Source organism: Legionella sp. PC997, assembly GCF_014109825.1.
GTDB lineage: Bacteria > Pseudomonadota > Gammaproteobacteria > Legionellales > Legionellaceae > Legionella.
In genome coordinates this window covers 1,940,623-1,966,526 of record NZ_CP059576.1, presented here as the reverse complement: position 1 = coordinate 1,966,526, position 25,904 = coordinate 1,940,623, and the positions used below count along the sequence as shown (strand labels likewise).

Genomic DNA, 25,904 nt, shown 5'->3' with positions numbered 1-25,904 from the left:
TTAGCGTTCATTGATAGGTACAACCTGTTGTATTTTTCCACTAAATCTTGCCCCCATGGTTAAAACCCCAGGGAATTGTTTGATTATGGGTCGCAATAACGATCTTGCCCAAGGCTTCATCATCGCTAATTGTGCAAAAAACGAAGCTGCATGGATGCGATTACTAAAGTATTTATACCATTGCTTCGTATAAAATGTACCCGCATCATCCAAATGCTGCCCTCTTCGTATGTTGAGTTTAAATTGCATCAAACAATGCGCAAGCAACCACCCCGACTGCATGGCCATACTAATTCCCTCGGCCACAATAGGATGAGCTTCCCCTGCAATATTACCAACAAAAAAGAAACCATTCTGATAGCACTTACGAATACCAGGTTTAATTGGCCCTGCTGATAGCCAGTTTCCTTCTCGCTCTGCATAACTAAGCACTTCCCTAGCCCCTCGACATTGGTTCAATATATATTGATACACCGTTTCACCTGCTTGTACACCTGGATTTTTTAAACGCAAGTCATGCAAAACATTTCGCCGAATGCAACAAGAAAGTGTGACTCTTTGCATGCTACTATGAACCATGCCGCCGTAGCCACCAGGAAAAGCGAGAAGTGGCATTAAATTTACAGGTAAGCTGGAGTTTCTAAAATGTGCTTTAAATGCAAGGAGATCAGAGGCTTTGTGTATTTTATTCTCTTGTGCATCGATTCTTTTTTCCCATGAACCATTTGCAATAACAACTAAAGAAGCCTTTATCTCGATTGTTTTATCATTTTCTTTTAGGGAGCATAGAAACAATCCATCTTTAGAACGTTGTACAGAGAGAGCTTCACATGGTTGCCAAACACAAACCCCTTCTAATTTAGCTCTATTTAGGAGTTCTGTATCAAGATACTCTCGGCCTAGCGCCCGTCCCCATAGATTTTTTGATGCTCCAATGGAAGGCATATTTGCGGTCAAAATAAGATCATCCGCATATAAACCGACTTTTTGTATTTCCGGTCCACAATTTGTTAGATAGAACTCTTCCAAACCAAGTTTTTGTATTAGAGGTAAGCTTGTAACCGATATGAACTCACCACAGACCTTTCTTCGAGGAAATTTTTTCTTTTCAACTAGCCCTACAGACCATCCTGCTTGGGCAAGTAATAATGCAGTAGTTGCACCAGAAGGCCCTCCTCCAATGATAAGCACATCCAGAGTCATAAATTTTAATCCATAATTATTTCAGAATAAGAATACTCCACCAAAATGGGAAGTGCCATTTGATTTGATAATTTTTAATACCTGCTTGTTGTAGGAAAAAATTCAATTCCGTTCTGGTAAAACTTTTTTTAATCGATAATAGACCATCATGGGTGATAAGTCGGTTACGAAATAATACTGGGCTGATTATTTTATAAAGGCAATAAGCAAAAAAATTACGATGGAGATCATTAATTACCACAGCTTTATGCGCTGTATCATTTGCTTTTATTAAGAGCGAGACTAATTCTTCATCATTCAGATGGTGGCATACCAAATTAAGTAAAATGATATCTACGCGAGTATTGATTTCGAGCTCAGGTTTTAATTGGATTTGAAACTTAACTTGCGCATCTCCATTTTTTTGTTCCCATTTAATTAATTCTTCTTTTGCAAGTTTAATCGCATCATGTGAGATATCTAATCCTATTAGACGCATTTTAGGAAAGTATTTAGCAAGATTAATTAAAAATAATCCGCCTCCACATCCCACATCAGTCAATATAGAACTAGAAGGAAATTGATGCAATAAATTGACTGTATTTTTAAACATTCCCATTAATTTATTGATTTTAAATAATTTTTTTAAGGATTGTTCGTATTCTTGAGGCGTATAAAAATCCTGTCCAAGATCGATGAGTTCCTTTTCATGTGATCGTACTTTCAATCGGGCCATTTCATTTTAAAGAGGGAAATTTAATTCTGCATCGTATATTTGAATATTGCAATAATGATTTGTGCTATAAACTTATAAGCTATAACATACTGGCTTTCGAGGATGTCTGCAAAAAAAGGGAAAAAATGCCATCAAAAATTACCGCAATTGGAATAGCAACCCCGCCTTTTAAACGAACACAAGATGAGATTGCTAATCTTATTTCCGTGGGTTTTCATCTCAATGAAGCACAAAAAAAGGTGCTCAAAAAAATTTATAAATCATCAGGAATTGAGACTAGATATAGTGTATTAACCGATTATTGCAAACAGCCAGGGGAATTTGAATTTTTTCCTAATACACCCAAAGAAAATTTTCCATCAACCTTACAGCGAATGAATTTGTATAAGGATAATGCACTAAATTTAGCTATAGTTTCCATTGAGAATTGCTTAAATAGCATTGAGTTTGATAGAAAAAAGATTACACATTTAATTACAGTTAGCTGTACGGGTATGTATGCTCCTGGAATTGACATTGAAATTATACAAAAACTTGAGTTAACTTCATCGGTAAAACGTACTGCGATCAATTTTATGGGGTGTTATGGAGCGTTTAATGGTTTAAAAGTAGCAAATGCATTTTGTCAAACTGAGCCTAATGCCAATGTACTTTTAGTTTGTGTTGAACTTTGTACAATACACTTTCAAAATACCTTTAAAATAGAGAATATCGTTTCAAATGCAATTTTTGCTGATGGAGCTGCAGCCGCTTTGATTCAGGGAGAAGCTCATTCAAACAAATGTTTGAGTATAGAGTCCTTTTATTGTGATTTAGTTCCTCAAACAAGCCAGGACATGGCATGGACAATCACAGATTATGGATTTGATATTATACTGAGTTCTTATGTGCCCGAAGCAATTGAGTCAGGAATTTTTCTGTTTGTTGAAAAATTATTAACACAGTCTAATTATTCGTTTGCGGACATCAATTATTATGCCATCCACCCAGGCGGTATTAAAATTCTTCAGGCATGTGAAAAAGCATTAAAAATTTCCCCTCAAGACAACCAACATTCCTACGATATATTAAGAAATTATGGGAATATGTCCTCAGCAACCATATTATTCGTTTTAAAAAATATTTGGGATAAATTGAATAGCAAAGATATGGAAAAGCATATTTTTAGTTGTGCTTTTGGGCCTGGTTTAACCTTAGAATCCATGATCCTCAAAATACAGCATAATTAGATTTAACTTCTTAATTGACAAAGTTTTATTGATTAATCCTATTTATTATGAGGAGCTTAGGATCCCATCCTACTAATCGATTCATCATCCAATGAAAAACGATAAGGGGCTTTTCCAATGTCAGAGAAAAAATTATTTAATCTTTTTATTATATTCTATTTTTTAACCTATCATCTTATAGGTTTTACCGCCTCAAATAGCATTCAATTGTTTTACTCAAATAATAATCAAATCCTTGATCTTGAAAAAGCGTACCAACGTTTAGTCGGCAAAGAGCAGCATCAGCTTAACCAAAGTGCTATTCGTGTATTACAAAAAAAGCATATGGAAGTAGGCGAATTTAAAAACGCTCTGGGTGCTTATACAATGCAAGAATCGCAACGGTTCACAGCGGAGAACTCAGAGATTTTTTATGTTTCGCCCTTACAGAAATTATCTCGAAAAGAAACGTTCTTTATCGCGTCTCTCTTGGCAAAACAACTGAATCAAGAGAGTGTTGCGATTTTTATTCCGACTCCGACAAATTCAATTGCTCATATTAAATTAGTTTTTAAATACAATAAATTTATTCTTACAGACCTAATATCATTAATGCATAAACTCCCTACTCCATTTACACAAGCGTTTACACTTAATTTAAAAAATAGATACTCTGGGTTTAACTCAGTAGAAGTGGCCTCAATAGAATGGCTTGGAAGTGATCTCAATTGTTCAGAGCTTAAAGCGCTCTTTCCTTTTGATGAAGTTATCTCTTATCGTGGCGAAGCCTATCTAGTTTTTAATAATGGAACGTATCGGAAATTGTAATTATACAATGGAGCTAGAGTATTTAACGAGCGTCAGTTTCTAGCCCTTATAGTAGTGTCTAGGACAATTTTATCTATCGTTTTAGAGACTTACCGTTACCTTCATGCAACTCTAAATCGCAATCTGGACGAATATATGTTTTATACTTTTGATATTCGGCAGAAAAATCTTCTCTTTGCAGGTTATTCTTAAAATATTTAATGGCATCAGGATCACCAAAATGTACCGAAAGATCCAGCCAGTCAAAGCCAGCAAGCCAGTCACATTCCAATTCGGGAAATTCTACCTCAATATCATCATCCATTTCTTGTTTTAATGTTAGAAGATCTGCAAAAGAGACAAGAGCTAATTCTAATTGGGCACTACTATAACGTTGTTGGCCACAATCCGAAACAATTCGCTTTGCTAGAAGTAAAGTATCTTGCATGTATTCTTGAAAGGAAATTTTTCTTTTAGAGGGCTTAAAAAATCGTTTCATATTTTAATTGAAAAAAAAAGAAGCAATTATGTTCAATATCATTTCACATGTAAATGTTTTTCAAAAATTAGCACGCTTCATTCCAACTTCCTAGTTATGCTAGTAAGCATTGTTTGGATGCTATCGGTACCTGAGTGAGATAATACTTATTTGATTGATCAAACAAATTGGAACAGAATGGATAACTTATTGTTATGGGAAGATATATATGGAAAAAAAAGTATGCGTTATTGTTGGGGTTGGGCCTGGGAACGGTGCTGCCTTTGCTTCGCGTTTTGCTAAAGAAGGATACCATTTGGCTTTACTCGCTCGCTCAAAAAAATTCGCTTATGAGCTTGCAAATGAACTAGGTAATGCACATGCCTATGAATGTGATGTCAGTCAGAATGATTCGATACAAAAAACTTTTAATCAAATTCATCAGGATTTGGGTACAATCGATGTGGTCGTCTACAATGCTGGCTCTGGGGTATGGGGTAATATAGAAGAAATTAAACCCAAAGATTTTGAAGCAAGTTGGCGCGTTAATGCATTAGGGTTAATGCTTGTAAGCCAGTGCGTAATCCCTGAAATGAAACAAAATGGTCAGGGAAAACTTATCATAATAGGTGCGACAGCCTCCAAACGAGGAGGTATTAATACTGCAGTATTTGCCCCAGCAAAAGCAGCCCAACGAAGTCTTGCTGAATCAATGGCTAAATACTTAGGTCCTATGGGTATTCACGTCGGCTTGGTTCTTATTGATGGAATTGTGGATTTACCAAAAACCAGGGAATTTATGCCTGATAAACCGGATAGTTTCTTCGTAAAACCAGATGATGTTGCCGATACGGTATTTTGGTTAACGCAACAAGCACCATCTACATGGTCATTTGAGGTGGAAGTTCGCCCTTTTGGGGAAGCTTGGTAATCTATTAAAAGGTTAGTTGCAAAGCACTCTAACCTTTTATCAATTTTTTTTCATTTTGCTTGTTGTTGGTTATAAAATTGAATCAGACGAATTAGAGCAGTTAAAGTTACAAGAACGGTGAATAAAGAAGCAAGAGAGATAAACGCGCGCGGCCATATCATCATCGCAATAAAAAAGGCAAATGCTTCAGCACGCTCCATAAGTCCAGGACTATAATGAAAGCTTTTTTGAGATTGGTTTTCTGAAAAAATACCTACAACAAGAAAACTGGTTATGCACAAAAGCATGCTTCCCAACATCAACAAGCACCAGAGACCACGATCTACAGGTGAGACATGCCATAAAGCTAAAACAACGATGAATTCCACTAAACGATCGATCATAATATCTAATACAGATCCCCAGTTGGATGTATGATGATTAAAACGTGCTAAGGTCCCATCTAATGTATCGCAATAGCCCGATAAAAGCAGCAAAGCAATTGCTAGAATTTCTTGATGAATGATTAGGGCTGGAAGAATAAGAATACCTAATATTCCAGATAATAAAGTAATTTGATTAGGCGTTATGAAACGATGCAAATGAGTGACTACTGGATTAACCAATACTTGTTGATAATATTCTCTTAAATGTTGTTCTATCATAGAGCTATCCTAATTTTTGCAACCATCGAACCAGGGTTCGGGTCATTTTAGAAAACAGTTTGGGTGTATAATACGCACTGGCAACTCGTTTACTGATTTCGCTTAAAGTAGGATAAGGCACGATTGTATCGGTAAACGTACGTAATTTCTTTTGTTCCCGTATTGCTATAACCCAAGGTAAGATAAGCTCGCCGGCATGTGGTCCTACAATTGTCACACCCAAGATTTTTGCCTTTGCATCTGTGATAATTTTAATTTTGCCCTGTACAGTTCGTTCTGTTTGTGCACGATCATTATCCATAAAAGGCCATTCAAAAACTTTAATGTTCGAGTTTTTTTTAGCATCAGCCAAGAGCATACCTACATGAGCTAATTCCGGTTCCGTATAGGTAACCCATGGAACTGCGCGATAATCTACTTTGAAGGGGAATTTAAACACTATATTGCGTAAGACAATCCCTGCTTGATACTCTGCCATATGCGTAAATTGAAATCCTCCGATTACATCCCCAATCGCATAAATTTTATTATTGCTGGTTTGTAATCGTTTATTCACCTTGATACCTTTAGATGTGTATTTAACCTCTGCTTTATGTAAATCAAGGCCATCAACATTCGCTTTACGGCCTGTTGCGATAAGCAAATGACTTCCAGTAATGGTTACATGATCATTAGGATCACTAAATGATATTTTTATTTTAGATTTGGAATGTGATTCTACCTGAAGATCTTTGATGTGTTCATAAATGGCAATATTCATAGTTTCCAGTTGATCACGAACAATTTGAACACAATCCGCATCATCTTTAGGGAGAATAGTTGCTGCATCTAAAAGCGTTACCTTGGATCCTAGCATGGCAAAAGCTTGAGCTAGTTCGCAACCAATAGGACCTCCTCCAATTACAATTAAATGTTGTGGCTGTTCTTTTAAAGAAAATACGGTTTCATTTGTAAGATAGGAGACTTTATCTAATCCAGGAATAGAGGGTATAAAAGGTGAAGATCCCGTTGCAATGACAAAAAATTTACTTTGGATAACTTGATCTCCAACCCTCATCGCACTTGGGCTGAGAAATGTCCCAGAATCTAGGATCACCTTGACGCCCAAAGCTTCAAATCGTTGAACTGAATCATGCTCTTCGAGATGACTAATGACATGCTGCACATGATTCATTACTTGAGGGAAATCAATACTCAATTCTTTAAAATGTAGTCCTAAAGACTCTGCGCATCGGGCATTGTAACAAGCTTTTGCTGCAGCTAATAAGGATTTGGATGGTACACATCCATAATTCAAGCAATCTCCACCCATTTTATCTGATTCGAGTAATGCTACTTTTAGCCCTAATTGAGCGCAACCCGATGCAAGACTTAAACCACCTGCTCCACCGCCAATGATGGTCAAATCATAATTTATGATTTTGTTTTCATCGGTTGCTTTCTTATTGCTTGAATTGCGCTGCGTAGATTTGGTTCCAATAAAAAATTTATAAATTGGTGCGATTAAAGAAAGACCAGCCAGTGCCAATAAAGGTCCTAAGATTTGGGGTTCAAAAATAATATGAAGATTAGGTGTTTGATTCGCAGCAAATACATGGCCTAAACCATTACCAACCATTACATAAACTAGGGACCCAGGAATGATACCAATTAGTGTGGCTATTAGGAATGTTTTTGCATTCACATCCATAAGTGCAGGTACAATATTAATAACCCAAAAGGGAAATAGAGGCACTAAGCGTAAAGTAAGCAAATAAAAAAAGGCATTGTGCTTGAATCCTTTACGCATTCGCCCTACCCATCCTGACGCTTTGTCAGCTAACCACTCGCCTAAGGATGTACGAACAGCAAAAAAAACAATCATGGAGCCAATTGTGGCACTAAAGACTACATAGATTACACCCCAAAATATACCAAATAAGAAACCACCAATTATTGTAAGAAAAACTGCCCCAGGAAAAGAAATTGCAACAGAAAAGATATAACCCAAAATAAAAAGAAAAGATGCCATAAAGATATGTTTATTGGTCCATGACAACAATAAGGAATGATGTTTTTTTAAGGATTCAAAATTTAAATACTTATCCAGACGAAAACTAAAAAAAAGGACTAATAGACCAATTAATATAATTAAAGGTAACCAATGACGAATTCTTACTTCCTTCATGATTGCTTTCCTTAGCACTCAGTTCAAGTAGTCTGGTTCAGCAAAGTTGCCCCCAGGGGAAAAGATTTATAGTCTCAACTAACTATCCAATTGTACATTAATATCACGTGCATCAGATAGACCATGATCATCTACTATTCTGACAACAAATTTTCCGGGTTTTGCCTTCCATAGGTAGGACTCCCCTGCTTTAGTCTTTGCAATAAATGTTTCATTAATAAACCAGTATACATGAGCAATACCGGCATCAGTCACTGCAGTAAGGGGAATGGTATTATTTTGCTGGGAATCTGCGCGAATAATATAACTGATCCCGTTTTGTGGAGAGGTAATGTGAGGATTAAGCCCCGAGTTTCCAGATAAGTTACAATCAGGCTCAAAAAATGGTGGAGTATGTCTTTGGATTCCTGCCCGCTTAAAAATACTCAGTAAGTCAGAAGGCCAAAACTCAAAAATTTCAAAGCGCGTATTTTCATCAATGTGACAAGTTCGTAAACCTGTTTTGCTATTAATAGCAACTTCTCGATATATTGTATCTTTTTTTATGGGGGATTTTCCTGGAATAAACCAGCCCCATTCCGTATCTTGGCAATAACGAGTAGGAAGCATTCCTGAAGCCTTGCATACTTCGACTTTCTTTAGATTCATCTGTTCTGGATGTTTTTCTAAAGCATATATAGGTCCTCGTTCGTGTTTTAATGCATCAACTAATTCAAAGAATAAGGGAGCAGCTATGTCTTTACCAACAAATGCGGGATTTGCTTTATTGTCAAAATTGCCCACCCATACTGCTAATACATAAGGACCAAATACCCCTACCGTCCATGCATCTCGATAACCTGAGGATGTCCCAGTCTTCCAAGAAATAGGCAAACGAGACCAATCTCTGGAAACCTCATCCAAACGAGGAATATTTTTAAGCATATCTAATACCAGGTAGCTAGCTTCCGGGCTAAGCAAACGTATCCCTTGGGGTTTGGCTTCGTTTTTAAATGTGCGGATTGGGTACCATAGTCCATCGTTTGCTAACATCGCATATAAACTAACGAGTTCTTTCATCGTTAATTCAACTCCACCTAAACTCAGTGACAGACCATAGTAAGATTCCGAACGTAATTGGCTGATCTGAGCTTTTTCCAATAATTGATGCAATGTTGGATTAGTTAATTGATTGGCAAGAGAAATTGCGGGAATATTACGGCTCAAAACCAAAGCATCCTTCGCTTTAATGGGGCCCATAAAATCATAATCAAAGTTCTCAGGATTATAACCATTAAAACTGTGTGGAACATCTTTTAAAACAGTGTCTGGATGAATTAACCCTTGATCTAAAGCCAATCCATAGATAAAGGGTTTTAACGTGGATCCTGGCGAGCGTTTTGTTTCTGCACCATTAATTTGTCCGCTAATCCCTTGATTAAAAAAGTCAGCCGAGCCCAACATACCTTTAATACCCATATCACGGGTGTCTGCGAGTAAAACAGCTGCATTATTTACACCGATACCTTTTTTTCTGTCGAGATAATGATGGGTAATACGTTCGATAATCATTTGAGCACGATAATCTAAAGTTGTATCGATGCTTTGATGTTTAGTTGCCGTGGCGTATAAAATTTCATTTACAAAATGTGGGGCGGTAAAAGGCAGCATATGCGTATTCTGCATTACTAAAGGTAAAGCAAACATGCCTTTTTTATTAAGATCCTCTGGATGTTTTTTTAACCATCGGCCCAATAAATGCTCTCTAATTTTTTTTAATTCCTTATTATTGGGCGTCCTTTTACCAGGATTCTGGGGGATAATGCTTAAAGTTAAGGATTGTGGCAAAGTGATTTGATTCACAGAGGTCCCAAAATACACCAAACTTGCTGCCCCGACTCCTTCAACATTGCCGCCATAGGGTGCTAAATTTAAATAAGCTTCTAGAATTTCCTTTTTGGAGTAATGCATTTCAATTTGTATCGCACGGATGATTTGCGCTAATTTTCCAGAGATTTTTTTTGAATTCATACCATAACGCATTCGGGCAACTTGCATGGTAATTGTTGACGCACCAATCCTACGTGATTGTGCACCGTACGTTTGCCAAATGGCTTTAACCGTTGCCCAAGGATTAACGCCATAATGCCAATAAAAGTATTGATCTTCTTGGAGTAAGGTTGCTTCGATTAACTGGTTGGATATTTGTGATAAGGGGGTATATAATCGATATTTCTCATCTTGACTTAATGTTAATCTTAATAAATTATGATTGTTGTCATAAACCGCCCTAGAAAAACTCACATCCTCTAATAAAGATGGCTTTGGCAAAAAAAATAAAACTAGATAGACGCTGACAAATAGCGTAACAAATATTATGCTAAGTTTTTTAAATATTTTGTTCATAGTCGCTATTATGCCCCAAATAGAATAAAATATATGCAAAAATTTTTCAGCACAATTCACCACCCGGGAATAAATGATGAATAAAAATCCGCTATATCTAGTACAAAATGCATTCTCATCTGTGTTTGGAAAATTAAATTGGCGTAGCCCTCCGTGGATGAAGTACCTACGCTATAAATCAAAATCATCTCCAAAAATGTTTTGGGGAAGTAGCCTTTTAATTGTGCTCGTTTTAATTATTGCCGGCTATTCAATACATTGGTATAAAAATTTACCAAAACCTATTTATACCACTGCGCAAATTACTGTTCCAGATATCACACCAAATTCTGAAGAACAATTGATCGCTAACAATTTGATTATTGATTTTGGAATAAAAAATAACGGATTTATTAATCAATCTGTGGCACCGTTGAGCCAAGTTGGAAAAACGGTAACTGAAGGCATAGAAATGGCTCCAAAAATGCCTGGAACGTGGACGTGGAATAGCGACAGTCAATTAGTTTTCACTCCTGCGCAAGATTGGCCTGCGGGACAAAAATTTACCATCAATTTTGCCTCTAACTTTTTTGCAAACAATGCCAATATGGAAAGCCATGAATATTCATTTTCCACTCATTCTTTCGATGCCAAAATCTCTGAATTTAAACTGTATCAAGATCCAGTACATGCTGAAATAAGAAACGCTGTAGCTACTATAGAATTTAATTTTCCAGTTAATCCTAAAAATCTGGAGAAAAACACTTCATTAGTGTATCAAACTAAATCAGGTTCTTCGGGCGAAAAACTTCCTATTACCTTTACTTATGATAAAAATAAGCGGGTAGCATATCTCCATTCAGATACAATACAAATAAACAATGAAGCTCGCTTTTTACGTTTAACTTTAGATAAAAATGTTACTTCATCTACTGATTCTGCTCATTTGAAAAAAGATTTATCGCAAAACCTCCTGATCCCTAGTGCCCATGATTTTCTTAAAGTTCTATCTGCTTCGGCATCCATTATTCGTAACGACAAAGACAGACCTGAACAAGTACTGAATGTCGAAACCTCTCTAGGCATAAATGAGAATGAGTTTAATAAATCGGTACATGTTTATTTATTACCGAAAGATCGTCCAGCCACAGTTGGTGAAGCTGCTAAGGAGAACTATCAATGGCAAAATCCAGGTGAGGTGACTAAAGCGGTCCTGGCTCTAGCTACGCCTTTAGCAAAGGAAGAGATTCCTACAGAACAAAACTACTCCACTTTGCATAGTTTTAAATTTAAAGCAGATACACCACGATATATATATATACAAATAGATAAAGGAATGCGAAGTTTTGGTAATTTTACATTAGGAACTGAGTATGCAGCGATCATCCCTGTTCCTGCGATACCTAAAGAAATCAGTTTCTTACATAAAGGGTCATTGCTCGCTTTAAGTGGGGAGAAAAAACTTTCTGTATTGATTCGTGGTGTTCCTGCAGTGAAGTTTGATTTCGCACGAGTATTACCTGAAAACATTAACCAATTAATCACTCAAACTCAGGGTGATTTTAACAATCCTTATTTCATTAATCCTACATTTAATCAACAAAATATCAGCCAAATCTCATCAGAGATTCAAGAGTTTGACATCTCGGATTTGGCAAAGCAACAGTATACTGCGCTTGATTTCAGTAAGTATTTAACAATGAATACGAATACGCTGGGACCTCAAGGATTGTTTTTATTACAAGCCACTGGGTGGGATACTACAAATAAAAGTGCGTTAGATGTTAAAGCAAGCCGCATGATTTTAATTACTGATATGGCATTACTGGTAAAAGACAATCAAGACGGTAGCCATGACGTTTTTGTTAATTCGATAACGCAAGGTACTCCTGTTGCAAATGCAACGGTAACTGTTTTAGGTAAAAATGGGTTGCCTATTTTATCACGTGTTAGTGATACTCAGGGTCGAGTTAATTTTCCCCCTTTAAAAGATTTTGTCGATGATAGAGAACCTACTGTATATTTGGCTCAATTAAATAATGACGTGTCATTTATTCCATTTAACAATGCCAACAGACAACTAAATTTCTCTAAATTTGATATCGGTGGTCTTTATACGAATAATCAAGAAATGCATAGCCTAAGCGCTTACCTTTTCTCGGATAGAGGAATCTACAGACCAGGAGATACAGTTCATGTGGGCATGATAGTCAAGCAAGCTTATGCTCAGCCACAACCTGGAGGATTACCACTGCAAGCAACTGTAGTCGATGCAAGAGGAACAACGATTAAAGATGAAAAAATTACCCTGAATGATCTTGGGTATATGGATCTTGATTTTACAACAAATACCAGTTCGCCCACGGGCCAGTATATGGTTAATTTGTATCTAGTTAAAGATGGATACCCACAAAACCTACTTGGTTCTACAAGTATTCGTGTTTCTGAGTTCTTACCCGATAGAATGCGAATTACTACCAGTCTTTCACCAAAGCCTTCTGCAGGATGGAGTTCTCCAACTGGATTGAAAGGAGAGGTAAATCTTTGGAATTTATATGGTGCACCGGCTACGGACCGAAAAATCAGCGCTAAAATTTTATTAGTACCTCAAAAAGTTGAATTTGATAAATATCCCGATTTCGTCTTTATTGACCCTTTACTGGATCCCAAAAAACCGCCTAAGGTATTCACTGAAACATTAAATGATGGGACCACAAACAACAAAGGCGAAGCTGAATTTGATTTAAATCTTGACCGTTTTGAAAAGGCGACCTACCAATTAACATTTTTCGCTGAAGGTTTTGAGGCGGAAGGCGGTCGTAGCGTAACAAGTCAAACTAAAACATTGGTTAGTCCCCTGCCGTATTTTGTAGGCTATAAACCCGACGGTGATCTATCTTTTATTAAGCAAAATAGCACCCGAAGTGTTAATTATATTGCAATTAATCCTGAATTAAATAAACAAGAAATTAACGACTTAAAGATACAGCTGGTCTCTTTACACCCGGTTACAACCTTAGTTAAAAAAGCGGATGGAACCTACCAATATCAGTCAGTTATTCAGTCGACAATTGTGAGCACTGCCCCATTTAATATTGCTGCGCAAGGAACTGATTACGCTTTACCCACACAGCAAATTGGGGATTTTTCCTTAAGTGTCCTTGGGAAAGATAATACGGTACTTAATCAGTTAAAATTCAGTGTGGTCGGTGCCAGCCAACAGCCCTTAGCTAAAAATGCTGAATTATCAATAAAACTCAATAAAACCGAGTATCAAGCCAATGAGGATATTGAAATACAAATCACCGCGCCCTATACAGGATCCGGCTTAATTACTATAGAGCGTGATAAGGTTTTTGCAGCTCAATGGTTTAAAACAGATACTACCAACTCCGTGCAAACCATCCACATCCCTGCTGATTTTCAGGGAGACGGATATATTAATGTCGCCTTTATACGCGATTGGAGCTCTCCTGAAATCTTTATTAGCCCACTTAGCTATAGCGTTGTCCCCTTCACAGTCAATCATGAGAGTCATGAAGTAAAAATAGATCTGCAAACACCAAACGTCGCACGTCCGGGTGAACCATTTACTATTAATTATCACACCGATAAGCCAGGTAAAATTATTGTATTTGCGGTTGATGAAGGTATTTTGCAAGTAGCACACTATGAAACTCCGGATCCTTTATCATTTTTCTTCCAAAAGCATGCTCTTGAGGTTTTAACGCAACAAACTGTAGATCAAATCATGCCCAAATTCATTCAGGATAGAGAGCTTTCTGCAGTGGGTGGGGACGATGGGGAAGAAGGTATGGCAAGCCGTCTAAATCCATTCAAAAGAAAAACGGATCTACCAGTGGCCTATTGGTCTGGAATTATTGATACTGATTCTAGTACCCACCAAGTCGTCTATCAAGTGCCTGACTACTTTAATGGAACATTACGAGTTATGGCTGTTGCGGTATCATCAGATTCTGTGGGTGCTCAAGAAACCTCTGCCGAAATTCGTGGAGATTTCATTATTAATCCGAATGTCCCAACTTTTGTCGCACCAGGAGATGAGTTTGAAATCTCTTCATCCATTGCAAATAATATCAAAGGTTCTGGAGAACATGCACTCATAAATGTAGATTTGATTGCTTCGCCTGAAATTGAAGTGATTGGCTCCCCAACGCAAACTTTAGAAATTGCTGAAGGACATGAGCAAACTGTGCACTTCAAATTAAGAGCTAAATCCTTTTTAGGCGCTGCTAAATTAAACTTTAAAGCGAGTATGGGCGATAAATCGAGTGCAATGAGCGCGACACTTAGTGTCAGACCAGCTACCCCGCTGAGTACGTACATTAATAGTGGTAAATCAGCAGACGCGCAAAAAACATTGGAGGTGATGCAAACATTGTATCCGGAATATCGCAAAGTAAACGCAACTGCTTCCACTAGCCCTATGATTCTGGTCTTTGGTTTACAACGTTATTTGGATAATTATCCTTATGGTTGTACAGAGCAATTAACGAGTAAAGCAATACCATTATTAGCAATGAATAATCAATCTGGCTTTGGTTATGAAGCAAAACAGGTTGAAGAAAAAGTAAATGCTGCCATTCAGATGCTAAGTCAACGGCAAATGTCTAATGGAGGATTTAGTTATTGGCCAGGACTGGGTGACAATCAAGGTAATGACTTTGCATCAGTTTATGCAATGCACTTCCTCACCGAGGCAAAAACCCAAGGATTTAATATTCCTAGTGATCTGTTCTTCAATGGGATCAATTACCTTAAGACCTTGGCAAGCCAAAATGTAACAAACATGGATGCAGCAAGGCTTCAAGCTTATGCGATTTACATTTTAACCCGTAATGAAATAGTCACAACTAACTATCTGGCAAACCTGCAATTATATCTGGAAAAAGACCAGACAAAAGCATGGCAAACCGACATTGCGACAGCTTATATTGCTGCTTCATATCAATTGTTGCAAAGCCATGATGAAGCAAATCAATTAATTGGCTTATATAAGCCACAAAATACTCAAGCATATGTGACTGATTTTTATAGTAGTGCCATTGCGGATGCCCAGTATTTATATCTGGTAGCAAAACATTTCCCCAACTTATTACCTCAGGTTGGCGATGAATTGCTTAAGCGCTTAATTCAAGCCATAAATAATGATGAAATCAATACAGTTCTATCTGGATTTTCCAGCTTGGCCTTAGGTGCATATCATCCTTCTTTACCCAATGAGCAGGCCTCTGTTTTGTCCATGACAAAAATTATGGACAATAATAAGGAATTCAATGTACCAGCCGCTAATGCGGGATATCAAAAAATTGATATTGAACCTAATGTCCAAAAAATTCGTTTTAACAACCCTGATAAGAAAACGTTTTTTTATCAACTCATGCAGTCAGGCTTTAATCGAGTCATTCCAAAAACTCCATTAAAACAAGGTTTAGAAATTTTCCGAGAGTATAAAGATTCAAAAGGGAATGTGATTACCTCCACAACTCTAGGAAGTGAAATTGAAGTACATATTCAAATTCGGGCATTAGGTAATGACTATTTGTCCAATATCGCAATCGAGGACCTTTTACCTGGTGGATTTGAAGTGGTAAATGACTCCGTAAAAAATAATAATGCCATGGATTATGTTGACATACGTGAAGATCGAGTAAATTTCTTTGGTGGTGTTGAATCCGTTGCTAAAGAAATTGTCTATAAAATTAAAGCTGTAAATATAGGAAAATATATTGTTCCCCCTGCCTATGCGGAAGCAATGTACAATCCTAATACGAAAGCACAAGGTGTCTCCTCCGTGATTACAATTAAAGAAACACCCTAAATGGTTTAAATGGGATCAAGCATATAATGTTAAATATTGTAGCCTGGGTGTAGCGCAGCCTAACCCGGGTTAATGATATGCTGTCAAACCTTGCTCACCTCCTCTCACAGACTTAGGAGACTCCTGAAAAGCAGGGTAAATATGATAAAAATATACCCAATACAAATAAGAAATAAAACAAATTTGATTTGCATTTTTAAGTCGATCTGTTTTAAATTAACGCTGTTAAATCGCTCAAAGATAATCAGCGCTCAATGAGTATCCCCAAATTGTAATAGGTAAATGGTGTAATTCATGATTAGTTTAAAAAATGGCATTAGCAAGTTTATTTTTATGGGAAGATGGTTGCAACTTCCGCTTTATTTAGGACTGATTTTAATCCTGGCAGCTTATGTTTATCGTTTCGTTCATGAGCTATTTGAATTAGTAACTCATCTAAATAGTTTTGATGATACTCTTATTATGCTTGGTGTATTAGATTTAATTGACGTAGTAATGATTGCAAATCTGTTGATTATGGTTGTTATGGGGGGATATGAAACCTTTGTTTCTCATCTCACTCTTGACTCACACCCCGATCAACCAGAGTGGTTGGATCATCTCGATGCAGGAGCTATGAAAATAAAGCTTGCTCTTTCATTAATTGGTATCTCATCAATTCACTTGTTGAGAACGTTTATTGATCCGAATAAACTCAGTAATTATTCGGTAATGTGGCAAGTAATTATTCATTTAACCTTACTTGTTTCAGCTTTGGCAATTGCATTGACTAATAAAATGCTCGTACAAAGTAAAACGCACTAAAAGAATGGCTCAACTCTGGGCCCGTACACTTTATTCCAGACATTACGGCAGGCACTCCTCTGGTTTGAGTAATATTTTATAGGAAAGCCCAAACTACCTACCGGAGATCTCTATTATTTTGATGACATATTATAGAGGGTTAGCTTGACAATATTCCAAAAATTCCAATTAAAGCTTGAGTACACTCTTTTCTAAATACAGTTGACTCCGCATTATCCTTATTAAAATTACTATTAGAGATTGATCATCTTACTGCAAAATAAAATTCGTCCAAATTTTTTAGGTAAATTCTATCTTTGTTGGATGAAGAGTTTTCATGCCTCATCCGCATCCTAGAGCGTAAACTTTTAAATTAGCCAAAGTAATCAATAAGGGTTTTTCAGGATTTTTCTCAAAACTTCATCTCCTAAATTTTATCCAAAACATAGCCAAACAATTTCGGTTAGAGAAATTTATGTTCTGTACAAATAATGCTCAAATTGTATTAATAAATTAATAATTCGTTAATGATCGATCTGTATAATTAAAGGTCAAAGTGAATTTAATTGGGTATGGATGCCTTTTAATATTGAGGTGCTAAAATGAAATCAAAGTCAGAAGCTGAATACCAAATTGGTGTGTGCGTAAAGGAAACAAATCAAGAAAATGGTCCAGGGCATGTGTCAGCGATGCTTATTAGAAGGAAAGAAGGTCATACTAAAGTTTACCATACAAGCTTTTATCCTGGACCTTTTGGTAGTTTTGTCAATGGTATGACTTTGGGATCTGTACCCGTAATTGGAGAATTAGCTCAGGATCATAAACAAGATCTAGAGGAAGCTGACCATGTGTTAGTTGCTTCCGTATCAAAAGAAACATTTAAAGGTGCTAAAAAAGGACAACAATCATTTAGTAAGGATGTAGTAAGTGGACGTCGAATGTACTCTGTTTTTGGGAAAGACAACCCTATTGCACATGGTATGACTCATTTATTTTCAGGGTATAAAGGAGCGCAGCTCACTGTAGCCAAACATGTGAAGGAAACCGGTTATGAACCCCCTGAAGACCATTGTGGTATCCATGTATATGATAATGATAGTCATGCAGAAATTAAAAAAGGACCTCTTGTAGACAATTGCGCAAGTTCTGTTAGCCACGTATTACGCAAAGCAGGTTATAAGGATTTCCAAAATCCAAAAATACCAACATTCTTTACTCCCGAGTTGCAAAAGCACGGTTTTGTTAAAATGGAAAAATTGGATTTCATGAAAGAATTTGACGATATAAATGGAACTTCAGTGAAAAAATAACTAATGAACCATTGCCCTACTTTAGATAATTAGGTAGGGCAATAATTAATATCATTTGCTAAAAAATTAGGTAAATGATTATAATTCGTACCTACAAGTTTCTATCAAAAAAGGATTGCTCATGTTTAAATTTTTAAAATCTAAAAAGAATAATGGACTGAATTCCACATCAGATTCAACGCTCCAAAGTGCCCCCGATGCCCCTGATTTAACTAATCATTCATCAAAAAACATAAAACCCTCACAAACTTCAAAAGATACTTGGGTTTTTATTTGGAATATGACAGCAGATAAAGTAGGTCATGCTGCAGTACAAATTGGTGGATCAAAACCAAAAATGAACGATGAGGACCCTGGTGAATATGCCAGTATTCATCCCGGTGAAATCCCATCTACAGGATTAACATCAATATTGCCTTTGCCAGCACAACTTGCCACCAATTTATCTCAAGATATGGAAACTTTAGGTGCCTCAGAAAATGCTATATCCATCACCGATATAGGAGAACCAATTAAGGTAAAATCAAGTGAGGCTAAACCTCTAGCTCCAGATCATGTATATCATTTTAAAGACCTAGATACTTCTGCAATGAGTAAACACTTAAAACAATCTCATAAAAAAGTAGATACGGGGGAAATGGGATACCAATTATTTCCCAATGTGAATTTAGTTGGATTTTTTAAAGATAGTTCTTCATTTATCGCCCAAGATCCAGTTGATATAGAAATGCGTCGAAGGGTCTCTGATAAACAAGTCAATAATCATGAAGTACATAATTGCACCTCACTTGTGAGCGAAATCTTAAATAAAGGAGGATTGCCCATTAAGCAATCTAAGGTAAAGCCCTGGGTAATTACGCCGAATGGTTTGTCAGAAGAGCTCAGTAGCAAAGCCCCGAAAATTTAAATTTAGCAATGTAGATTGTGGTTTTCAGGCCATTATCTGAAAACCACTTTAAAGTGAATTATTTCTTTTGCTCTTTAGGTTTTTGATTCTTCGATTTTAAACCAGATACATCATAAATAGTAATTGGTGATTGAATTCCTTTAACTTTTACTCGAAGATGACCATTAATCTCAACATCCTGTGCAACTTCTTTATACGTGGACTCTGAAATCAATATTTGTCCACCCAAGCTCAGATCTTGAATTCGCGATGATAAGTTAACGGCTGATCCTATAGCACTGTATTGCATTCGCTTCTTAGATCCTACATTTCCTACTATGGCGACTCCGGTATTAATCCCAATCCCCATCTCTAACTGCGGTAAATTATTTTTACTATTAGCATGATTTAATTTTCTTAACATTTTTTGCATTTCTAGAGCGCATGCTATTGCCCGGTGTGAATCATCCCCTGAAGAATAAGGGGCTCCAAAAATAACCATAATTGCATCACCAATAAAGGCATCAACGATTCCTTGATGTTTTTCTATAACCGGTACCATTTTGCTGAAATAGCTGTTTAAAAGAGAAACTAGCGTTTCCGAAGGAATGGATTCGGATAATGGAGTAAAATTTCTTAAATCACTAAACATGATGGTTATTTTATTTTCATATCCACCCAGTTTTTGATGAGGTGATTTAAGTATTGTATTCACTACTTCATCAGACATATAAAAGCTGAATACTTTACGAATTAACTTATTACGCACTTCAAGTTGGCTTTTAATTTTTTGTAATAAGAAATTCGTTTTACGAAGAGTTAACTCATCTTTAGCTATATTCGCTAAATTTAATAAAAGCTCTTGTTGCTTTGAGTTAAACTCTTTAGGAGAAGTATCAGCTAAACAGAACGTACCTACATTATACCCTTGGGGATCAGTCAAAGGAACACCAGCATAAAAACGAATATAAGGCGCTTGTTGAACCAAAGGGCTATTGGCAAATCGTTCATCAAGAAGTGCATCATTAATAATGAGTGGTTCACTTTTTTTAATCGTTACATTGCAAAAAGAAATGCATCGCGGTGTTTGGGGTTCGTTTAAACCGTATCGTGCTTTAAACCATTGTCTTTCTTCATCTAGAAACGCGATGTAACAAATTGGGATGTTAAATAAATCAATCGCCAGACGTACCAACCGCTCATAACTTTCCTCTGGAAGTGTATCCAAAATATTCAATGATTGGAGGGCATCAAGTCTTTTCTGCTCTAAATCTAGGGGTTCATCTGCTTTTTTTGATTTCATAATAATTCTCTGTGCTTGGTATCCTTATTGACCAAAAGCAAATAGTTCTACTTATCCTTCACATATAATCATTATAGATGAAATATTAATCCCTCTTTTTGCATCCGTATGAATTCATGATATTCTCTGATCAATTTATACTCTCAGTTTATAAAAATGTTCACATTAAAAAATAGAAATGAGCTGCAGAAAAAATTAAGTAAAGTCAATGAATATGGGGAATATTCACTGTTCCCAGGCGTTACGGTCGTATCCTCGTGTTATCCTGAACACCAGAAGTTTTGTGAGGCTATTTTTAGAGCATTAAATACTAATCCATTGATTATCCGTTATTTTAATCCTCTTCCTGCCTCTAGTTATCACATGACTACAATGAGCCTGGAAACAGAACAACAAATTGGTGAAGAATGGAATCAATTTATTATTAAAACATTGCCTCATTACAAAAAAATAAAACAAACTTTGCAAGAAAAAGCTTTTTATCCTTCAATTGAGAAGATGGCGGTTCATATTGATCAGTGCATCTCGCTTACGTTATCTTTATCCACAGAGCAAGAAAAGCATATTATAGAAATTGCGAAAGATTTAAATATCGAAAAAACAATACCACGAGTTTTTCATATTACACTCGCTTACTCAAGACCGAATAAAACAATAACAAAAGAACATTGTGAGCAACTTCATACAGAAATTACAAAAACATTAAACATAATTATTGAAGAAACTAAATTACCTATGGAAATCGGTGAACCCAAACTTTGCTATTTTAATGATATGACGGCTTTTGTTCCATGGGATGCAGATGATAATCCTTTTAAACATGTAACCAAACCTTTAAACTTAAAACTGGGCAACACAGAAAACTCAGAGTTGGAAAAAGAGTCACATTATGAAATGACAGTTTAAGCTATTATTTCAGTTGAAATAAACATTTTGATCTTATATTGTTGCTTCTTAATCTGACATGAATTAGGGAGTTTTCATGAAGAATCATTCTGGCATATTTAGGTTAAGTGAGTATAAGATTCTTGACTATCTGGTAAGACATGTCGATTTGACGCTGGATCTTTCCAAAAACCCGGTTCAATCAACCGCTCTATTGACAATTGAGCCCAACCCAAATTCTGAATCATGCTCCTTAGATCTAGAGTTAGATGGACAAAATATGATCTTAGACTCCATCTTCCTCGAGGGCAAAAAACTGTCTCAAGAAGAATATGAACTAACAAAAGACTCTCTAATTATCAAAAATGTTCCTCAAGGACGCCCCTTTATACTCGAAACAAAAACTCGTTTGGGTAAAAATACAGATTTATTTGGTTTATATGAAACAGAGGGAACAATTCTAGTCAAGGCAGAAACCGAAGGGCTTCGTAGAGTCTTTTATTGTCATGACCGGCCTGATAATTTAGCTACTTACAAAACAACAATTATTGCTAAGAAAAAAGACTACCCTGTGCTGCTTTCTAATGGTTCGCTTATAGAAGAAAGAGATTTAGGTGAGGAACTGCATTCTGTAACCTGGTTTGATAAAGTTCCTAAGCCCAGTTATTTGTTTGCATTGGTGGCCGGGAAACTACAGAAATCGGTCACTTATTTTAAAACACGTTCTGGTCGTGAATTACCAATCGAATTTTATGTTCCTCCAGAAGCTACGGTAAAATGTGATTTTGCAAAAGAAGTTTTAAAAGAAGCAATGCGTTGGGAAGAGGAAGTCTTTGATTTAGAGTGTGAACTATCCCAACATATGGTTGCCGGGGTGGATAAATATGCATCGGGTGCATCAGAGCCAACTGGGTTAAATTTATTTAACACCGCAAATTTATTTGCTACACCTGAAGCGCGTACTGACGCTGACTTTTTAAGGGTATTAGAAGTGGTTGCCCATGAATATTATCATTATTGGTCAGGTGATCGAGTGACTATTCGCGAGTGGTTTAATTTACCTTTTAAAGAAGGATTAACTACTTTCAGAGCAGCAATGTTTCGTGAGCGTTTGTTTGGTACCGATTTAATTAGGATGTTAGACGGAAAAAATCTTGATGAGCGCGCCCCGCGTCAAGATACCTATACAAATGTTAGAAGCCTTTATACTCCCGCGGCATATGAAAAAAGTGCTGATATATTTCGTATGATGATGCTTTTTTTAGGTGAAAAAGCTTTTTATAAAGGAATGTCCCAATTTCTAAAAGATAATGATGGTGGAGCCGTAACGCTGGAAGATGTATTAGGCGCATTAAGTAAATCAACGGGGAAAGATATGAATCCTTTCTTAGCTTGGTTTACTGAATCAGGTATTCCTCAAATTACCGTTACTGATGAATATGATGTAGACGCAAAACGCTACACCTTAAGATTTAAAACCAAAGATGGGAATGGAAGACCAATTCCGATTGTTGTTGGATTGCTCAATAATACAGGCAAGGAAATTCAAAGTGACACTATGATACTGGTTGATAAACCTCAAATAGAGTTCCATTTTGAGAACATTGACTCCCATCCTACTCCATCTTTATTGCGTAGTTTCTCTGCTCCTGTAATTCTCGATTTCCCATACAACTCAGAACAATTACTTCGCCTAATGCAATTTGATACCAATGTATATAATCGTTGTGAGGCAGCGAATAAACTCCTTACCCAGATGGTAAGTCAATATTGTTCTGGCAAGCCCCTTATATTTACTCCTGAGTTTTTTAACGCCTATCGAGCTATACTGCGTGATGAAAACAGCTCTTTAAATCCTTGGTTACTCGCTGAACTAATCGCTATCCCTTCAGAGGAAATCTTGTTTTCCAGCATGCAAAATCAGGATTTTGAAAAAATAGCAGAAGCACGTCGATTGATTCAAAGTCAGCTTGCAAATGAACTAAAGGAGGACCTATTACGGTTACAAAAAAACCTAGATAGGTTACCTGTATCTCAAAGCACTCCCTTTAAGTCATTTGATATTTTATCTGCGGGTTCACGACGTCTAAATTACGTTTGTCATTCCTATTTATTTTCAATACAACCTGAAAATGAAGAACACTCATTAATTGAGCAATTCAACAATTCATTGGGTAAAAATATGACCGACTGCATCTATGCGCTCAATTTGTTATTGGATAATAACAGCAGTCAATCAAATAAGCTTTTGAAATCCTTTTATGAGTACTGGCAACATGACCCCAGTGCTGTCAATTATTGGTTTAATATTCAAGCAGCAACCCATTCAGAAGGCGTAATAGGATTAGTAGAACAATTAATGCTTCATCCTGCCTTTGATTTATCTAATCCCAATAAAGTAAGTGCTCTATTTGGAACCTTTATCAAAAATCCTTATGGGTTCCATGCTTTTTCAGGAAAAGGATATGAATTAATCGGTAATGTCATTTTGCAATTGGAGAAAATCAATCCAACTTTGGCTGCCAATTTAACGGAAAAATTTAATAACTGGGATAAATTTGATGAAAAGAGACAAAAATTAATGTTGAGTCAATTGGAATTTATTAATACTTATGCCATAACTGCTGATGTGAGAAACATGTCAAAAAAGGGGTTGGATAAGAGGAAGCTTGACCCCCCTCTCCCTATCCAGCACATGTTCTTTGAACCCTGCTCTAAAGCAGAATCAACACCTTTAAATAATGATGGTGAAAAAACATATTCATGTAATTAATACATATTCCCAAACACGTCTCAAGAGGTCGTTCTTGAGACGAAACTGTAGTATAGGAATTGACATTGCAAATCAGAGATATGTTTAGTTCTAGGATTGTTTTCTGATTTTTGCATGAAACAACCTAACAACGCTTTCACCAAGCCAATATCGAGATCAATTTATAGAAAATCACAAACGTGAAAAACGCTTCGACTAGAACCGATAAAAAATATTCAAGCAGTTTTAAGGATAGCAGCTCTATTATCCCTAGGTTACGGCTAGATAATAGTATAAAGTACGTTGATCATGTATGGGCTGAGTAAAAATGAGCTATTATAAAATTGTCGTTGTTGTCTCTTTCTTTTTTTGAAAAAACTAGTTTCTAAATTAGTGTATTCTCTTAACGTCCCAAATTATATAACATTGGTACATTCGGTATCATTTTATACCATTTTTATACCAAGTAGCGAGGTAATATCATGGCTTATGAAAAACTAACAAAAGATTTTGAGGATTATAGCCTAGTTTATATAACAAATGTGATCACTGATTTTAATAGCCCCCCTATCTGTTATAAATTCGAAATAAATCTATCCCCTGAATTAGTATCAACTATAACTCCCTCTCAAAAAAATGAATTATTTGAAAAAATGTTCGCCATGATTAAAGAATATATTAAATCAGTGCAAAACTGTGACATTCCTTTAAATATTTCTGAATTAAGTGCTTTAAAGGATTTAATCATAGATAATCCCATAAACACAAAAAAATTATTTTTTTATCTTACCGATAGTGCTCTAATTGACTACATAATAACAGCAGAAAACTTACCCGCTTTACGTGAGTTATTTCCTAGAAATGCTAGTCTCCAAAAACTGTCTTTAGCAGAGATAAAAGAAAGTATATTAGCAGAAAAGCAATTCTATGCTAGAGCATCTGTGAGAGGATTGTTTGCCCCCAAAAAAGAACTGCCTTATGAATTAGCTGAAAAAATAGGAAACTATCTTGATATCAGAACTGCCAATGCGGTGGCTCAGACATCTATGGATGCAGCAAAACAAGCCAAAGATGCCTTGGATGCTGAAGATGATGACAATGCAGCACTAAAAAAATTCATCTAAATAAGTACATTTGTAAATCCCGAGGGTTGAGGTAGTTGGGTTTTTTGACCCAACAAATTCAACTGTGAATTATTATAATTTAACCCCTTTTATCCTCGAGTTACCGTACAACTCAAAACAATTGCTCTACAAATGCAAATACTACCAATGGATATAATCGTCGTGAAGCAGCGAATAAACTCTTAGCTAAGATGTGAGTATCCATTTTCTGTAGCTCCTTTTTATTTACTCCGAAGTTTTTAACGCCTATCGAACAAACTGCGTGATCACGAGTTCTTAGCATGTTACTTGCTAAACTAATCGCCACCCTTTCATCAGGAAGTTAAGAATGTTGAAAAACATCTACATGTAATTAAAACAACTAGCAAGGCTGTTTAAACTAAAGTTGGTCATATATGGGTAAAATTTAGTTTTGTCTCTTTCTTATTTGGAAAGCAGTAATTTCCAAATGAGTTCATTCCCTTATAGTTGAATATGTATAAAATAGGGGCATTCGGGATCT

General features: G+C 36.3%; 17 protein-coding genes. 10 read left to right on the top strand and 7 right to left on the bottom strand.

Features of this window, described 5'->3' with window-relative positions:
• Both HBNCFIEN_RS08360 and HBNCFIEN_RS08355 read right to left on the bottom strand, forming a co-directional pair.
• Positions 1 to 1,203 carry an NAD(P)/FAD-dependent oxidoreductase gene (locus HBNCFIEN_RS08360; protein WP_182390661.1) on the bottom strand — a complete coding sequence of 401 codons (1,203 nt, stop codon included), beginning with the start codon at positions 1,201 to 1,203 and terminating at the stop codon, positions 1 to 3.
• A 16-nt stretch (positions 1,204 to 1,219) separates the two neighbouring features.
• Positions 1,220 to 1,918, bottom strand: a complete 699-nt coding sequence (locus tag HBNCFIEN_RS08355) for a methyltransferase (protein WP_182390660.1) — start codon at positions 1,916 to 1,918, stop codon at positions 1,220 to 1,222.
• A gap of 125 nt (positions 1,919 to 2,043) precedes the next feature.
• Here HBNCFIEN_RS08355 and HBNCFIEN_RS08350 point away from each other — a divergent pair, with 125 nt between their 5' ends.
• Both HBNCFIEN_RS08350 and HBNCFIEN_RS08345 read left to right on the top strand, forming a co-directional pair.
• Positions 2,044 to 3,147 carry a type III polyketide synthase gene (locus HBNCFIEN_RS08350; RefSeq protein WP_182390659.1) on the top strand — a complete coding sequence of 368 codons (1,104 nt, stop codon included), beginning with the start codon at positions 2,044 to 2,046 and terminating at the stop codon, positions 3,145 to 3,147.
• Between the two features lie 117 nt (positions 3,148 to 3,264).
• The gene (locus tag HBNCFIEN_RS08345; RefSeq protein ID WP_182390658.1) at positions 3,265 to 3,954 is read left to right on the top strand and encodes a hypothetical protein; all 690 of its coding nucleotides are present in this window, start codon (positions 3,265 to 3,267) and stop codon (positions 3,952 to 3,954) included.
• 73 nt (positions 3,955 to 4,027) lie between these two features.
• Here the strand turns inward: HBNCFIEN_RS08345 and HBNCFIEN_RS08340 are convergent, their stop codons facing one another.
• Positions 4,028 to 4,432 carry a hypothetical protein gene (locus HBNCFIEN_RS08340; RefSeq protein ID WP_182390657.1) on the bottom strand — a complete coding sequence of 135 codons (405 nt, stop codon included), beginning with the start codon at positions 4,430 to 4,432 and terminating at the stop codon, positions 4,028 to 4,030.
• 208 nt (positions 4,433 to 4,640) lie between these two features.
• Between HBNCFIEN_RS08340 and HBNCFIEN_RS08335 the strand changes: the two genes are divergently transcribed.
• Positions 4,641 to 5,342 carry an SDR family NAD(P)-dependent oxidoreductase gene (locus HBNCFIEN_RS08335; protein WP_182390656.1) on the top strand — a complete coding sequence of 234 codons (702 nt, stop codon included), beginning with the start codon at positions 4,641 to 4,643 and terminating at the stop codon, positions 5,340 to 5,342.
• 50 nt (positions 5,343 to 5,392) lie between these two features.
• On the opposite strand, the gene HBNCFIEN_RS08330 is transcribed toward HBNCFIEN_RS08335, so the two are convergent.
• The 3 genes from HBNCFIEN_RS08330 to pbpC all read right to left on the bottom strand — a co-directional run bounded on the left by HBNCFIEN_RS08330 (position 5,393) and on the right by pbpC (position 10,538).
• Entirely contained in the window at positions 5,393 to 5,986 is a 594-nt protein-coding gene (locus HBNCFIEN_RS08330; RefSeq protein WP_182390655.1) for a CDP-alcohol phosphatidyltransferase family protein, read from the bottom strand.
• Positions 5,987 to 5,990: 4 nt separating this feature from the next.
• Complete coding sequence (locus HBNCFIEN_RS08325; RefSeq protein WP_255464161.1) at positions 5,991 to 8,153, bottom strand: FAD-dependent oxidoreductase; 2,163 nt, start codon at positions 8,151 to 8,153, stop codon at positions 5,991 to 5,993.
• A 78-nt stretch (positions 8,154 to 8,231) separates the two neighbouring features.
• Complete coding sequence (gene pbpC / locus HBNCFIEN_RS08320; RefSeq protein ID WP_182390654.1) at positions 8,232 to 10,538, bottom strand: penicillin-binding protein 1C; 2,307 nt, start codon at positions 10,536 to 10,538, stop codon at positions 8,232 to 8,234.
• Between the two features lie 76 nt (positions 10,539 to 10,614).
• Here pbpC and HBNCFIEN_RS08315 point away from each other — a divergent pair, with 76 nt between their 5' ends.
• The 4 genes from HBNCFIEN_RS08315 to HBNCFIEN_RS08300 all read left to right on the top strand — a co-directional run bounded on the left by HBNCFIEN_RS08315 (position 10,615) and on the right by HBNCFIEN_RS08300 (position 19,359).
• Positions 10,615 to 16,359: an alpha-2-macroglobulin gene (locus HBNCFIEN_RS08315; RefSeq protein WP_182393650.1), complete on the top strand. Its 5,745-nt coding sequence runs from the start codon at positions 10,615 to 10,617 to the stop codon at positions 16,357 to 16,359.
• A gap of 294 nt (positions 16,360 to 16,653) precedes the next feature.
• Positions 16,654 to 17,163 (top strand): TIGR00645 family protein, encoded by a 510-nt coding sequence (locus tag HBNCFIEN_RS08310; RefSeq protein ID WP_182390653.1) that lies wholly within the window; start codon positions 16,654 to 16,656, stop codon positions 17,161 to 17,163.
• A gap of 581 nt (positions 17,164 to 17,744) precedes the next feature.
• Positions 17,745 to 18,452: a hypothetical protein gene (locus HBNCFIEN_RS08305; RefSeq protein ID WP_182390652.1), complete on the top strand. Its 708-nt coding sequence runs from the start codon at positions 17,745 to 17,747 to the stop codon at positions 18,450 to 18,452.
• Positions 18,453 to 18,573: 121 nt separating this feature from the next.
• On the top strand, positions 18,574 to 19,359 hold the full coding sequence (locus tag HBNCFIEN_RS08300) for a hypothetical protein (protein WP_182390651.1): 786 nt from the start codon (positions 18,574 to 18,576) through the stop codon (positions 19,357 to 19,359).
• Between the two features lie 58 nt (positions 19,360 to 19,417).
• On the opposite strand, the gene HBNCFIEN_RS08295 is transcribed toward HBNCFIEN_RS08300, so the two are convergent.
• Positions 19,418 to 20,641, bottom strand: coding sequence for an adenylate/guanylate cyclase domain-containing protein (locus HBNCFIEN_RS08295; RefSeq protein ID WP_182390650.1), 1,224 nt, complete (start codon positions 20,639 to 20,641; stop codon positions 19,418 to 19,420).
• 156 nt (positions 20,642 to 20,797) lie between these two features.
• On the opposite strand from HBNCFIEN_RS08295, the gene HBNCFIEN_RS08290 reads away from it, so the two are divergent.
• The 3 genes from HBNCFIEN_RS08290 (at position 20,798) to HBNCFIEN_RS08280 (ending at position 25,402) form a co-directional block, all read left to right on the top strand.
• Positions 20,798 to 21,547: a DUF1868 domain-containing protein gene (locus HBNCFIEN_RS08290; protein WP_182390649.1), complete on the top strand. Its 750-nt coding sequence runs from the start codon at positions 20,798 to 20,800 to the stop codon at positions 21,545 to 21,547.
• Positions 21,548 to 21,623: 76 nt separating this feature from the next.
• Positions 21,624 to 24,299, top strand: a complete 2,676-nt coding sequence (gene pepN / locus HBNCFIEN_RS08285) for an aminopeptidase N (RefSeq protein WP_182390648.1) — start codon at positions 21,624 to 21,626, stop codon at positions 24,297 to 24,299.
• 461 nt (positions 24,300 to 24,760) lie between these two features.
• Entirely contained in the window at positions 24,761 to 25,402 is a 642-nt protein-coding gene (locus tag HBNCFIEN_RS08280; RefSeq protein WP_182390647.1) for a hypothetical protein, read from the top strand.
• Positions 25,403 to 25,904: the final 502 nt, after the last annotated feature.